This window comes from Kitasatospora sp. MAA19 (assembly GCF_029894125.1).
Taxonomy (GTDB): Bacteria; Actinomycetota; Actinomycetes; order Streptomycetales; family Streptomycetaceae; genus Kitasatospora.
On the sequence record NZ_JARXYZ010000001.1, the window covers coordinates 323,041 to 336,039 of the forward strand.

Below are 12,999 nucleotides of genomic sequence, written 5' to 3' on the forward strand. Positions count from 1 at the left end.
CGGAAGCCCCGGTGCTCAGCCCCGCCGGTGGCGGCCGCCGCCGCTCTGCACGGTGTCGGTGTCGGTGTCGGCGCTCTCCCCGCCACCGGCCTTCTTCTTCTTGCGCTCGCGCAGGACCTCGATCAGGATCGGCGAGACCGAGAGCAGGACGATCAGCAGCACCGCCGGGATCAGGTACTTGTCGATCACCGGGGCGAGCGCGTCGCCGAAGAAGTAGCCGATCAGCAGCATGGATTCGGTCCAGAGCACACCGCCGATGACGTTCCACAGGAAGAACGTCCTGGCGGGCATCTCCAGGGTGCCGGCGACCGGGTTGAGGAAGGTGCGGACGATCGGCATGAAGCGGGCCAGCACCACGGCCTTGCCGGGCCCGAACTTGTTGAAGTACTCCTCCGCCTTCAGCACGTACTCGCGCCGGAAGATCTTCGAATCGGGCTTGTCGAACATCTTCGGCCCGACCTTGACCCCGATCAGGTGCCCGAGCTGGGCGCCGGCGATCGCGGCCACCGGGGTCCCGATGAGCAGGACGGCGATCGGCAGCTTGGCGCCGTCGCCGAGCACCGACGAGGCGGCGTTCGAGGCGGCGACGCCCGCGATGATCAGCAGTGAGTCACCCGGGAAGAAGAACCCGACCAGCAGGCCGGTCTCCGCGAAGATGATCGCGATCAGCCCGATGGCGCCGAGGGACGAGATCAGTGATTTGGCGTCGAGCAGGTTGACGGCCAGCAGGTTGTAGTCCACGGGCGCAGGATAGCGGGCCGTCCTGTACGAAGGCTTCGCCCAGCGGGTGGATCCGGTGTCCTCCCGGCGTCGCACGCGGGGCGGTCCGCACCGCCGGCGGCGACGGTCCGACTGGCGGGCTCCTGCTGACCTGCGGGCACGAGTCTGGGAAGATGGCCCAGGCGTCCGGTCCGCAGCGGCACACCACCCTCATCGCCGTACCGCGGAGGTCGCCTCGAACCTTGGTGCCGGAGAGCCACACCGCAGCGCCGCGCGTCGGCGGCCGGCACGGAGTCGTACCGAAGGCGTACACAGCGTCGGACAGCACCGTCCGTACGCCGCAACCCGACAGGAGCGGATCGCATGCCCATCGCAACTCCCGAGGTCTACAACGAGATGCTGGACCGGGCCAAGGCGGGCAAGTTCGCCTACCCGGCCATCAACGTCACCTCGTCGCAGACCCTGCACGCCGCACTGCGTGGTTTCGCCGAGGCCGAGAGCGACGGCATCATCCAGATCTCGACCGGTGGCGCGGAGTTCCTGGGCGGCCAGCACAACAAGGACATGGTGACCGGCGCCGTGGCGCTGGCCGAGTTCGCGCACATCGTCGCCGCCAAGTACGACATCACCGTCGCGCTGCACACCGACCACTGCCCGAAGGACAAGCTGGACGGCTACGTCCGCCCGCTGCTGGCGATCTCCGCCGAGCGCGTGGCCAAGGGCCAGAACCCGCTGTTCCAGTCGCACATGTGGGACGGCTCGGCCGAGACCCTCGCCGACAACCTGGCCATCGCCCAGGAGCTGCTGGCCCAGGCCGCCGCCGCCAAGATCATCCTTGAGGTCGAGATCACCCCGACCGGCGGCGAGGAGGACGGCGTCACGCACGAGATCAACGACGAGCTGTACACCACCGTCAACGACGCCGTGCGCACCGCCGAGGCGCTGGGCCTGGGCGAGAAGGGCCGCTACCTGCTGGCCGCCTCGTTCGGCAACGTGCACGGCGTCTACAAGCCGGGCAACGTCGTGCTGAAGCCGGAGCTGCTGCGCGAGCTGCAGGACGCGATCGGCAAGCAGTACGGCAAGACCGACCCGTTCGACTTCGTCTTCCACGGCGGCTCGGGCTCGACCGCGGCGGAGATCGCCACCGCGCTGGAGAACGGCGTCGTGAAGATGAACCTGGACACCGACACCCAGTACGCCTTCACCCGCCCGGTCGTGGACCACATGTTCCGCAACTACGACGGCGTGCTGAAGGTCGACGGCGAGGTCGGCAAGAAGAGCACCTACGACCCGCGCACCTGGGGCAAGCTCGCCGAGGCGGGCATGGCCTCCCGCGTGGTCGAGGCCGCGCAGCAGCTGCGCTCGGCCGGCAACCGCCTGAAGTGAGCCCGGTGGCCGGGCTGAGAGCCCGGCCACCGTGCGAACGCGGAGGTGCCCCCCGGTGAGTCCACCGGGGGGCACACGTGTGTGGGTCTCCTACTGCTACTGCTACTGCTACTGCTTCAGCTCCGCGTACGCCTCCGCGCTGCTGTCCTTCAGGAACTGCCAGCAGCGGGCCTCCTCCTCGGTCTCCTTGATCGCGCCGGCGGCCCGTGCGAGCGCCGCCAGGCAGCGCAGGAAGCCGCGGTTCCCGCGGTGCTCCCACGGCACCGGCCCGTGGCCCTTCCAGCCGTTGCGGCGCAGCGCGTCCAGGCCGCGGTGGTAGCCGGTGCGGGCGTAGGCGTAGGACTCGACGTAGCGGCCGGCCGCGTAGGCGTCGTCGGCGAGCATCGCCCAGGCCAGGCAGAAGGTCGGGAAGTCGGCGGCCACCTGGGTGGGTGAGGCCGACTCCTCCGCCAGCATGCGGTAGGGCTGCTCGTCCTCCGGGAGAAGGGTCGGGTCGGGGCCGTCGAGAAGATTCCGGTGAATCGCCATGCAGGCAGTCTGCCACCCGAGGCGCTGGGGTCAACCGCCCTCCCGGGTTCGGCACCGGGTGACGGTGCCTGCATACCCGGTATGTGGACATTCACCCGTTCGCCATGCCAGGGTGTCGATCGTGCCCGCAGCCCGATCCGCCGCCCGACGCAGGAACACCCAGGGCGGCCGCCGACGCCGACGGCAGCGGCGCAGACTCGGGCCTGGCATGCTCGCGGCACTGGTCACGGCGGTGGCGGTGCTGGGCGGTACGGCGGTCGTGCTGAATCGTTCCTCCGGTGCGCCCGACGCCGGGCCGACCGCCCAGGCACGGGTCGCCCCGCCCGCCGAGCAGACCCCCGTGCCCGCCACGCCGACGCCGACCGCGGCCGACACCCCGAGCGCGCCGCCCGCCCCGGCCCCGGAACCCACCCCCATGCCCACCGCGCCCGACCCGGGCCCGGCCAAGGGCGCGGGCACCTTCAGCATCGCCCCCGCCACCGCCCAGCCGGTCGGACGCGGCAACGTGCGCCGCTACCGGGTGGAGGTCGAGGACGGCATAGGCATCGACGCCCCGGCCGCCGCCACCCAGATCCACGGCGTCCTCGGTGACAAGCGCGGCTGGACCAACGACCGCAAGAACGGCTTCCAGCTGGTCGCCGGCGGCGGCTACGACTTCACCGTGAAGATCGCCTCACCGGCCACCGTGGACAAGATCTGCGGCGCCTCCGGCCTGGACACCCACGGCGAGGTGAACTGCAACGTCGGCAACCAGGTGCTCGTCAACTCCAAGCGCTGGAACACCGGTTCACCGCAGTTCAGCGGTCCGATCGACGAGTACCGGGCGCTGATCGTCAACCACGAGGTCGGCCACCGGATAGGCCACGGGCACGAGGGCTGCCCAGGCCCGGGCAAGCCGGCACCCGCGATGATGCAGCAGATCTACGGGCTCAAGGGCTGCGCGCCGAACGCCTGGCCGTACTCGGAGAACGGCACCTACCTGAGCGGACCGTCGGTGCCGTAGCCAGGAGCGCCGTAGCCCGGAGCGCCGCGAACCGGTGAGCCGCTGCGCAAGGCCGCCCCGCCGGGGCCCCCGCCGAGGCCTCGGCGCACCGGCCCCGGCCCCGGCTACCCGAGCACCGGCAGGTAGGCCCGCAGGTCGCTGCGCTCGCCGGAGGCGGAGACCGCCGCGGCGTCCACCGCGGCCGCCCAGTCCGCCCGGCCGGTGGCCAGTCGGATCCAGGTCAGCGGATCGGTCTCGACCACGTTCGGCGGGGTCCCCCGGGTGTGCCGGGGCCCCTCGACGGCCTGCACGACGGCGTACGGCGGGATCCGCAGCTCGACCGCGCCGCCGGGGGCGCGCTCGGCGAAGGCGTCGGCCAGCAGCCGGGTGACGGCGGCGACGGCCTGTCGGTCGTGCGGGAAGCCGTCGAGGCCGAGCGCCGCCGCCAGGTCGTCGGCGTGCACGACGGTCTCCACCAGCCGGGTCACCAGCATGTCGGCGAGCGTCATCGAGCCGAGCCGGATCTCGAACCGGCGCTGCGGGTCCCGGACTTCGTCCGCGGAGAGCAGCTGGACCAGTCCGCTCGCGGCCCGGTCGAAGGCCTGCGCCACCGAGGCCGGATCCCCGGCGAACTCGCCCCGGGCCGTCGCCCGCGCCTGCTCGTCGAGCAGCGGCGCGACCGTGCCGACCGCGGCCACCCAGCCCGGCAGGTCCAGCGGCGGCCGGCCCTCCTGCGGATCGTCGACGTGCGCCGGGACCCAGTCGATCTGGACGGCGAGGTGGGCGAGCAACTCGCGGACCGTCCACTCCCCCAGCCTGGTCGGCCGGGCCAGCCGCTCCGCGGCGTCCGGGCGGGCGCAGAGCTCGTGGACGGCGGTACGCAGCGCGCCGGCCTGCGCGACCAGGGCGGCGATCACCTTCGCGGGCTGGTACGTACGGGGTTTGGGAGGCATGGGCCCCAACATACGCCGAGGGGCGGACGGTTCGACCGAACCGTCCGCCCACGCGGGGCCGCCGCGATCAGGCGAGCAGAGCCTCGATGACGCCGGTGTGGGCGTCCTTCAGCTCGGCCAGCGAGACGGTGAACTGGCCCTGGACGTCCAGGGATTCGCCGTCCACGACACCGATGCGGGTGGCCGGCAGGCCGCGCGCGGTGCACATGTCGTTGAACCGGAGCTCCTCGCTGCGCGGCACGGCCACGACGGCGCGGCCGGCCGACTCCGAGAACAGGAGGACGAACGGGTCCATGCCCTCGGGCACGATGATCCGCGCGCCGCGGCCGCCCTTGAGGCAGCTCTCGACGAGCGCCTGGCCGAGGCCGCCGTCCGAGAGGTCGTGCGCGGCGTCGATCATGCCGTCGCGCGAGGCGGCGATCAGGATGTCGCCGAGCAGCCGCTCGCGCTCCAGGTCGACCTTGGGCGGCAGGCCGCCGAGGTGGTCGTGGACCACCTGCGACCAGGCCGAGCCGCCGAGCTCGTCCGCGGTGTCACCGAGCAGGTAGAGCAGTTGCCCCTCCTCGGTGAAGGCGATCGGGGTGCGCCGGGTGACGTCGTCGATGACGCCGAGCACCGCGACCACCGGGGTCGGGTGGATGGCGACCTCGCCGGTCTGGTTGTACAGCGAGACGTTGCCGCCGGTGACCGGGGTGCCGAGCACCAGGCAGGCGTCGGCCAGGCCGCGGGTGGCCTCGGCGAACTGCCACATCACGTCCGGGTCCTCGGGGGAGCCGAAGTTGAGGCAGTCGGAGACCGCGAGCGGCTTGGCGCCGCCGGCCGCGACGTTGCGGTAGGCCTCGGCGAGGGCCAGCTGGGCGCCGGTGTACGGGTCCAGCTTGGCGTAACGGCCGTTGCCGTCGGTGGCGACCGAGACGCCGAGGTTGGTCTCCTCGTCGATCCGGATCATGCCCGAGTCCTCGCCGACCGAGAGCACGGTGTTGCCGAGCACGTAGCGGTCGTACTGGTCGGTGATCCAGGACTTGGAGGCCTGGTTCGGGGAGCCGGCGACCTTCAGCAGGTCGGCCTTGAGGCCCTCGCCGGTGGTCGGGCGGGCCAGCCGCTCGCCGGTGGGGGCGTCGGCCTGCAGCGCGTCCTGCCAGCTCGGGCGGGCGTACGGACGCTGGTAGGTCGGGCCCTCGTGGGCGACGGTGCGCGGCGGCACGTCGACGACGAGCTCGCCGTGCCAGAAGATCTCCAGGCGCTCGCCGTCGGTCACCTCACCGATGACGGTGGCGATGACGTCCCACTTCTCGCAGATCTCCAGGAAGCGGTCGACCTTGTCGGGCTCGACGATGGCGCACATGCGCTCCTGCGACTCGCTCATGAGGATCTCCTCCGGCGAGAGCGTGGTGTCGCGCAGCGGCACGGTGTCCAGCTCGACCCGCATGCCGCCGGAGCCGGCCGAGGCCAGCTCGCTGGTGGCGCAGGACAGGCCGGCGCCGCCGAGGTCCTGGATGCCCTTGACGAGCTTCTCCCGGAAGATCTCCAGGGTGCACTCGATCAGGAGCTTCTCCTGGAACGGGTCGCCGACCTGGACCGCCGGGCGCTTGGTCGGCTTGGTGTCGTCGAAGGTCTCGGAGGCGAGCACCGAGACCCCGCCGATGCCGTCGCCGCCGGTGCGGGCGCCGTACAGGATGACCTTGTTGCCGGCGCCGGAGGCCTGCGCGAGGTGGATGTCCTCGTGCTTCATGACGCCCACGCACAGCGCGTTGACCAGCGGGTTGCCCTGGTAGCAGGAGTCGAAGACGACCTCGCCGCCGATGTTCGGCAGGCCCAGGCAGTTGCCGTAGCCGCCGATGCCCGCGACGATCCCGGGCAGCACGCGCCGGGTGTCCGGGTGGTCGGCCGCACCGAACCGCAGCGGGTCCATCACGGCGACCGGGCGGGCGCCCATCGCCAGGATGTCGCGCACGATGCCGCCGATGCCGGTGGCCGCGCCCTGGTAGGGCTCGATGTACGACGGGTGGTTGTGCGACTCGACCTTGAAGGTCACCGCGTAGCCCTGGCCGACGTCGACCACACCGGCGTTCTCGCCGATGCCGACGAGCATCGCGTCCGAGTCGGGCTTCTTGTCACCGAACTGCTTCAGGTGGACCTTGCTGCTCTTGTACGAACAGTGCTCCGACCACATGACCGAGTACATCGCGAGTTCGGCGCCGGTCGGGCGGCGGCCGAGAATCTCCCGGATGCGCGCGTACTCGTCCTCCTTGAGGCCGAGTTCGGCCCAGGGCTGGGCGACGTCCGGGGTCTGCTCGGCGTTCTTGACGGTGTCGAGGCTCATCAGGCGTTCACCAGCTGCTTCAGGACGGAAGTGAAGAAGCCCAGGCCCTCGACGGTCGGACCGGTGAGCGGCTCCACGGCGTGCTCCGGGTGCGGCATCAGGCCGACGACATTGCCGGCGGCGTTGGTGATGCCTGCGATGTCGCGATACGAACCGTTCGGGTTGACGTCCAGGTAACGGGCGACCACCCGGCCCTCCGCCTCCAGTTCGTCCAGGACGTGCTCGTCGGCGACGAACCGGCCCTCGCCGTTCTTCAGCGGAACGACGATTTCCTGGCCCGCCGAGTAATCCCGGGTCCACGCGGTGCCGGCGTTCTCGATGCGCAGCTTCTGGTCGCGGCAGACGAAGTGCAGCGAGTCGTTGCGGGTGAGCGCGCCGGGCAGCAGGTGCGATTCGCAGAGCACCTGGAAGCCGTTGCAGATACCGAGGACCGGCATTCCCAGCTTCGCCTGCTCGATGACGGTCTCCATGACCGGCGAGAAGCGGGAGATCGCGCCGCAGCGCAGATAGTCGCCGTAACTGAATCCGCCCGGCAGGACGACGGCGTCGACCTGGTGGAGATCCTTGTCACGGTGCCAGAGGGCGACCGGCTCGGCGCCGGCCAGACGGACCGCGCGCTGGGCGTCGCGGTCGTCGAGGGAGCCGGGGAAAGTGACGACGCCCACGCGGGTGGTCACTTCGCCGCCTCCTCGACCCGGACGGTGAAGTCCTCGATCACGGTGTTGGCGAGAAAGGTCTCGGCGGCTTCGCGGATACGGGCGAGCGCGGCGTCGTCGACCGGGCCCTCCACTTCCAGCTCGAAACGCTTGCCCTGGCGGACGTCGGCGATCCCGGTGAATCCGAGGCGGGGCAGTGCACGCTGCACCGCCTGTCCCTGGGGGTCGAGGATCTCCGGCTTGAGCATGACGTCGACTACGACGCGTGCCACTGGCACTCCCGGTGGTGTCTTCGGTGAGGCGGGGGAACCCCAGACTACCGGGGGTTTCGGGCAGGATTGCTGGCCGGGGAGGGCGACGCGCGTAGACTCGAGACCCTTACGCGGCAAGGGATCCAGGCCCGCCGGCCCCCGCCCGGGCCGACCGGTTTCAGTGGATTCGGCCCCCGGAACGAGAACACCCGAAGAACACCCGAATACGGCACTCCGGGACAGATCGACCCGTCGGCACTCCGGTATCCGGCATCCCGGCGAAGACACGTGAATATCCGGAAAAGAATGCCGGACTCTTCGATTTCGACCCCCTTCGGGTGCAGAATAGGGCCACCTGTCGCGGCAAGTGCTGCGTATCCGGCAGGCCACCAGGCCTGCCCGTATGCGCTTACGCGAGTGGTGCACATCAGGCCCCCGGACGCACCCCGCGGACCAGCGGCCGAATTGCCCGAGAGGATTGACACCCATGGCTCAGCGTGTAGTTGTCACGCTCTCCGACGACCTGGACGGCGGCGCCGCGGCGGAAACCGTCCACTTCGGCGTCGACGGGAAGTCGTACGAGATCGACCTGTCCGTGGACAACGCGGAAAAGCTGCGGGAGGCCCTCGCTCCGTTCGTCGCGGCCGGCCGCCGCCAAAGCCGTACCGGAAAGTCCTTCCGCCGCACCGCGCTCACCCCGGACCCGGCCGCAGTCCGCGCCTGGGCCCAGTCGCGCGGCATGGAGCTGCCGGCCCGCGGCCGCATCCCCAAGCACGTGTACGAGGAGTTCGCCGCGGCGAACTGACCGCCCCGGGTACCGCCCCGGTCGCCCCGCCCGCCTGGACCGAAAGGGTGGGGCGACCACCCCGAACGATGCTGTAGAGTATTCCTCGTCGCCGCAAAGGAGTGATCCGGAGAGGCGGCGGGTGCCCCACCAGGCACCGTGCGGACGTGGCTCAGTTGGTAGAGCATCACCTTGCCAAGGTGAGGGTCGCGAGTTCGAATCTCGTCGTCCGCTCGCAGTGCGCGAGCACAGCACAACTCCATAGTTTGACCTGCGGACGTGGCTCAGTTGGTAGAGCATCACCTTGCCAAGGTGAGGGTCGCGAGTTCGAATCTCGTCGTCCGCTCCACAAGGAAGGGCCCCCTCGATCGAGGGGGCCCTTCGGCATTCCCGCCGAAGTCCCGCCCAAGGACAATCCGGCCGAACCGCATTCCCGCTCCGGCCACGGCGGCCCGGCCCATGACATTTGTCACCGCCGACCCGTGGATCCCCACCCCCAGGTCATGACGGCGCGCACTGCCCGCGCGGCCGGGGCGGCGGAAGGCTGGAGGCATGGAAACGAGCCAGCCCTTCCGCTCCGGCGACAGCGTGATCGAGGTCACCGACCTGCACCGCCACTACGGCACCGGCACCACCGGCTACCACGCCGTCCGCGGCGTCGACCTGGCCGTCGGCCGCGGCGAGCTGTTCGCCCTGCTCGGCACCAACGGGGCCGGCAAGACCTCCACCATGGAACTCATCGAGGGCCTGGCCGCCCCCACCGGCGGCACCGTCCGGGTGCTCGGCCACGACCCCCACCGGGAGCGCTCCGCCGTCCGCCCGCGGATCGGCATCATGCTCCAGGAGGGCGGCTTCCCCGGCGACCTCACCGTCGCCGAGACCGGCCGCAGCTGGGCCGGGATGACCAGCGGCGCCCGCCCGGTGGAAGAGGCCCTGGAGCTGGTCGGCCTCGGGCACCGCCGCGGCGTCCGGGTCAAGCAGCTGTCCGGCGGCGAGCGGCGCCGGCTCGACCTCGCGATGGCCCTGCTCGGCCGTCCCGAGGTGCTCTTCCTGGACGAGCCCAGCACCGGCCTCGACCCGGAGGCGCGCGCCGCCGTCTGGCGGCTCGTCCGCGAACTGCGCGCCCAGGGCACCACCGTGCTGCTCACCACGCACTACCTGGAGGAGGCGGAGGAACTCGCCGACCGGCTGGCCATCATGCACGGCGGCCAGGTCGTCACCACCGGCACCGTCGCCGAGGTGATCGCCGGCCGGCCCTCCCGGGTCAGCTTCGAACTGCCCGAGTACACCGGGACGGCGCTGCCGGTCCTCGCCGGGGCCGAGATCACCGTCGACGGCCGCAAGGTCACCGTGCAGACCACCGGCCTCCAGCGCACCCTCTTCGACCTGCTCGGCTGGGCCCAGCAACACGGGATCGCGCTCGGCGCCCTGGACGCCCGCAGCGCCTCGCTGGAGGAGGCCTTCCTCGCCATCGCCTCCGAGGCCGCCCACCAGGCCCCGCCCCGGTCGCCCGCCACCACCGCCCGCACCGCCCGCCGCCGCCTGATCGGATCCGCCCGATGACCACCGCCGCCACCTCCGGACAGACCGCCACCACCGCCGTCGGCCCGCAGAGCACCGCCGCCCGGCGCCTGCTCTCCCTCGGCCGCGCCGAGGCCACCCTGCTGCTGCGCAACCGCACCGCCCTGTTCACCGCCCTGCTGCTGCCGTTGCTGCTGATCGCCGGCCGGCGCAACATGCTCAAGCAGCAGGCCGAGTCCCACCCCGGACTGGACGTCGACACGCTGCTGATCACCGGCACCATCGGCGGCATCCTGGCGTTCGTCGTCTACTACAACCTGACCGCCGCGTACGTCGCCCGCCGCAACGAACTGGTGCTCAAGCGGCTGCGCACCGGCGAGGCCCGGGACGTGGAGATCCTGGCCGGCACGGCGGTGCCCTCGGTGACCCTCGCGCTGCTGATGTGCGCCGTGGTCTCCGTCGGCGGCGCCGCCGCCCTCAAGCTCAGCACGCCGGTGAACCCGCTGCTGCTGGCCGCCGGGCTGGCCCTGAGCATCGGCACCATGATGGCGCTGGCCGCCGTCTCCAGTGCCTTCACCAAGACCGTCGAGACCGCCGGCATCACCACCCTCCCGGTGCTGCTGATCTCCCAGTTCGGCTCCGGCCTGCTCATCCCGCTGGAGGTCATGCCCCCGCAGCTGGCCGACTTCTGCCGGCTGCTGCCCACCACCCCGGCCTTCCAGCTGATCCGCATCGGCTGGACCGGCACCGACGGCTCGGCGGCCGCCACCGGCTTCGCCGGTACCTGGTCCACCGCCGCCCCGCACCTGGTCACCGGCGCCGTTTGGCTCGGCCTGGCGGTCTGGGGCGCGGTGCGCTACTTCCGCTGGGAGTCGCGCCGCTGACGCCCCGGCGGACACGGCTTCGAGATCCGAAGGTTCTGCTCCCGTTCCGCCTCTGATATGAAGGCAGCGACAGGGTAGTGATCGAACGGGGAGCAATTCGATGGACGTCCGGGGGCCGGTCCGCCGGTGGAAGGGCTTCGGCAAGGCGCAGCGCGCCGAGCTGTACTTCCGCTGGTCGCTCTACCTGATGGCCTGGATCATGCTGCCGGTGAACCTGCTGGCCAGCGCGTCCACCGTGCAGGTCCCGCAGTCCGGCACGGCCGTGCAGGTCGCCCTGGTCGTCTCGCTCGCCTCCACCCTGGTCACCCTCCGGGCGTACCGCACCTCGCTCGACCACTACCTGCGGCGCCCCAGCGAGTACCTGCGCTGGCTGATCGTCAACGGCACGCTCACGGTGGTCGGTTCCTGGGCCGTCCTGCTGCTCGGCCCGTCCTCCGCCGGACCGTCGAACCCCCACGGAGCGCCGTTCACCGCGGTGATCGCCACCTGCCTGCTGGGCGCGAGCGTCGGCCCGATGAGCGTGGGACTGCCGCTGCGCTGGGCCTGCCTCGGCGGACTCGGCCTGCTGCTGCTGCTCGCCCCCGCACTGCTGCTCGCCGGGGTCGGCGCCGCCACCACGGCCGGGCTGCTGATCGGAGCGGCCCTCGGGATGGCCCTGCTCGTCGGCAGCTGCCGCAGCTTCGCCTGGATCACCGCCATCGTCTGGGAACTGGACACCGCCCGCGAGGCGCAGTCCCGGCTCGCCGTCGCCGAGGAGCGGCTGCGCTTCTCCCGCGACCTGCACGACGTGATGGGCCGCAACCTCACCACCATCGCGCTCAAGAGCGAACTCGCCGTCCAACTCGCCCGCCGCGGGCGCCCGGAGGCCGCCGACCAGATGGCCGAGGTGCAGAAGATCGCCCAGGAGTCGCAGCGCGAGGTCCGGGACGTCGTCCGCGGCTACCGCACCGCCGACCTGCACGCCGAGGCGATCGGCGCCAGCGCGGTGCTCCGCTCCGCCGACGTGGCCTGCGAGATCGACCTCGGCGAGGACGCCGACCACCTGCCGCCCCCGGTCCAGTCGGTGCTCGGCTGGGTGATCCGCGAGGCCACCACCAACGTGCTCCGGCACAGCGAGGCCCGCCGCTGCCTGATCCGGCTGCACCAGGAGGACGGCCGGGCGGTACTGGAGCTGGAGAATGACGGGGTGCCCGCCGCCCCGCTCCCCTCGCAGGGCGGCGGCACCGGGCTGCGCGGGCTGCGCGAGCGGCTGGCCGCCCACGGCGGCGACCTGACCGTCCCGCAGGCCGCTCCGGGCACCTTCCGGATGCTCGCCTCCGTCCCGCTCTGACCCGACTCCACGGAGGAAGACCCGCCGATGACCGACACCGCGCCCGTGCGCATCCTGCTCGCCGACGACGAGCACCTGATCCGGGGCGCGATGGCCGCGCTGCTCTCCCTGGAGGAGGACATCACCGTGGTCGCCCAGGCCGGCTCCGGCCCGGAGGCGCTGGCGATGGCGCAGGCCCACCGCCCGGACGTCGCGGTGCTGGACCTGCAGATGCCCGGCAAGGACGGCATCGAGGTGGCCACCGAGCTGCGCCGGCTGCTGCCGGACTGCCGCTGCATGATCGTCACCGGCCACGGCCGCCCCGGCTACCTGAAGCGGGCGCTGGAGGTGGGGGTGCGTGGCTTCCTGCCGAAGACCGTCTCGGCGGCCGACCTGGCCGGCATCATCCGGACCGTCCGGGCCGGCGGCCGGTACGTGGACCCGGAGCTGGCGGCGGACGCGATCAGCGCCGGCGAGACCCCGCTCACCCCGCGCGAGACGGACGTCCTGGAGCTGGCCGCCGACGGCACCTCGATCGCCGAGATCGCCGAGCGGGCGGCGCTGTCCCCCGGCACCGTCCGCAACTACCTGTCCTCGGCGGCCACCAAGCTGGGCGCGGAGAACCGGCACGCGGCGGTGCGGATCGCCCGCGAGCACGGCTGGATCTAACGGGTCCAGGCCCGGCCCGCGGGCGGTCGGGCG

General features: G+C 71.9%; 13 protein-coding genes and 2 tRNA genes. 9 read left to right on the plus strand and 6 right to left on the minus strand.

Translation table 11 applies throughout. The annotated features are described in order from the left end of the window. Nucleotides 1-15 precede the first annotated feature (15 nt). On the minus strand, nucleotides 16-741 hold the full coding sequence (locus tag P3T27_RS01445) for a VTT domain-containing protein (RefSeq protein WP_280673779.1): 726 nt from the start codon (nucleotides 739-741) through the stop codon (nucleotides 16-18). Between the two features lie 342 nt (nucleotides 742-1,083). Here P3T27_RS01445 and fbaA point away from each other — a divergent pair, with 342 nt between their 5' ends. After that, nucleotides 1,084-2,106, plus strand: coding sequence for a class II fructose-bisphosphate aldolase (gene fbaA / locus P3T27_RS01450; protein ID WP_280673780.1), 1,023 nt, complete (start codon nucleotides 1,084-1,086; stop codon nucleotides 2,104-2,106). Between the two features lie 108 nt (nucleotides 2,107-2,214). Here fbaA and P3T27_RS01455 read toward each other — a convergent pair whose 3' ends face one another. Next, nucleotides 2,215-2,634, minus strand: coding sequence for a DUF3151 domain-containing protein (locus tag P3T27_RS01455; protein WP_280673781.1), 420 nt, complete (start codon nucleotides 2,632-2,634; stop codon nucleotides 2,215-2,217). A 208-nt stretch (nucleotides 2,635-2,842) separates the two neighbouring features. On the opposite strand from P3T27_RS01455, the gene P3T27_RS01460 reads away from it, so the two are divergent. Beyond that, entirely contained in the window at nucleotides 2,843-3,637 is a 795-nt protein-coding gene (locus tag P3T27_RS01460) for a DUF3152 domain-containing protein (RefSeq protein ID WP_280673782.1), read from the plus strand. A gap of 104 nt (nucleotides 3,638-3,741) precedes the next feature. On the opposite strand, the gene P3T27_RS01465 is transcribed toward P3T27_RS01460, so the two are convergent. From P3T27_RS01465 to purS, 4 genes are all read right to left on the minus strand, one after another. Next, entirely contained in the window at nucleotides 3,742-4,569 is an 828-nt protein-coding gene (locus P3T27_RS01465; protein WP_280673783.1) for a maleylpyruvate isomerase family mycothiol-dependent enzyme, read from the minus strand. Between the two features lie 67 nt (nucleotides 4,570-4,636). Then, nucleotides 4,637-6,892, minus strand: a complete 2,256-nt coding sequence (gene purL / locus P3T27_RS01470) for a phosphoribosylformylglycinamidine synthase subunit PurL (protein ID WP_280673784.1) — start codon at nucleotides 6,890-6,892, stop codon at nucleotides 4,637-4,639. Beyond that, on the minus strand, nucleotides 6,892-7,569 hold the full coding sequence (gene purQ, locus P3T27_RS01475) for a phosphoribosylformylglycinamidine synthase subunit PurQ (protein WP_280673785.1): 678 nt from the start codon (nucleotides 7,567-7,569) through the stop codon (nucleotides 6,892-6,894). The genes purL and purQ overlap by 1 nt, the downstream gene beginning before the upstream one ends. After that, entirely contained in the window at nucleotides 7,566-7,820 is a 255-nt protein-coding gene (gene purS / locus P3T27_RS01480; protein WP_045692676.1) for a phosphoribosylformylglycinamidine synthase subunit PurS, read from the minus strand. Before purS ends, purQ begins: the two co-directional genes overlap by 4 nt. Nucleotides 7,821-8,286: 466 nt before the next feature. Between purS and P3T27_RS01485 the strand changes: the two genes are divergently transcribed. The 7 genes from P3T27_RS01485 (at nucleotide 8,287) to P3T27_RS01515 (ending at nucleotide 12,966) form a co-directional block, all read left to right on the plus strand. After that, entirely contained in the window at nucleotides 8,287-8,604 is a 318-nt protein-coding gene (locus P3T27_RS01485; RefSeq protein WP_280673786.1) for an Lsr2 family protein, read from the plus strand. A 140-nt stretch (nucleotides 8,605-8,744) separates the two neighbouring features. Beyond that, a tRNA-Gly gene (locus P3T27_RS01490) sits at nucleotides 8,745-8,817 on the plus strand. Between the two features lie 39 nt (nucleotides 8,818-8,856). After that, nucleotides 8,857-8,932: transfer RNA gene (locus tag P3T27_RS01495), tRNA-Gly, on the plus strand. Between the two features lie 203 nt (nucleotides 8,933-9,135). Beyond that, a complete protein-coding gene (locus tag P3T27_RS01500) occupies nucleotides 9,136-10,146 on the plus strand; it encodes an ABC transporter ATP-binding protein (RefSeq protein ID WP_280673787.1) in 1,011 nt (336 codons plus the stop codon). Beyond that, nucleotides 10,143-10,988: an ABC transporter permease gene (locus tag P3T27_RS01505; RefSeq protein ID WP_280673788.1), complete on the plus strand. Its 846-nt coding sequence runs from the start codon at nucleotides 10,143-10,145 to the stop codon at nucleotides 10,986-10,988. The genes P3T27_RS01500 and P3T27_RS01505 overlap by 4 nt, the downstream gene beginning before the upstream one ends. Nucleotides 10,989-11,088: 100 nt before the next feature. Continuing rightward, nucleotides 11,089-12,318, plus strand: a complete 1,230-nt coding sequence (locus tag P3T27_RS01510; protein WP_280673789.1) for a histidine kinase — start codon at nucleotides 11,089-11,091, stop codon at nucleotides 12,316-12,318. Between the two features lie 27 nt (nucleotides 12,319-12,345). Further along, nucleotides 12,346-12,966 carry a response regulator transcription factor gene (locus tag P3T27_RS01515; protein ID WP_280673791.1) on the plus strand — a complete coding sequence of 207 codons (621 nt, stop codon included), beginning with the start codon at nucleotides 12,346-12,348 and terminating at the stop codon, nucleotides 12,964-12,966. Nucleotides 12,967-12,999: the final 33 nt, after the last annotated feature.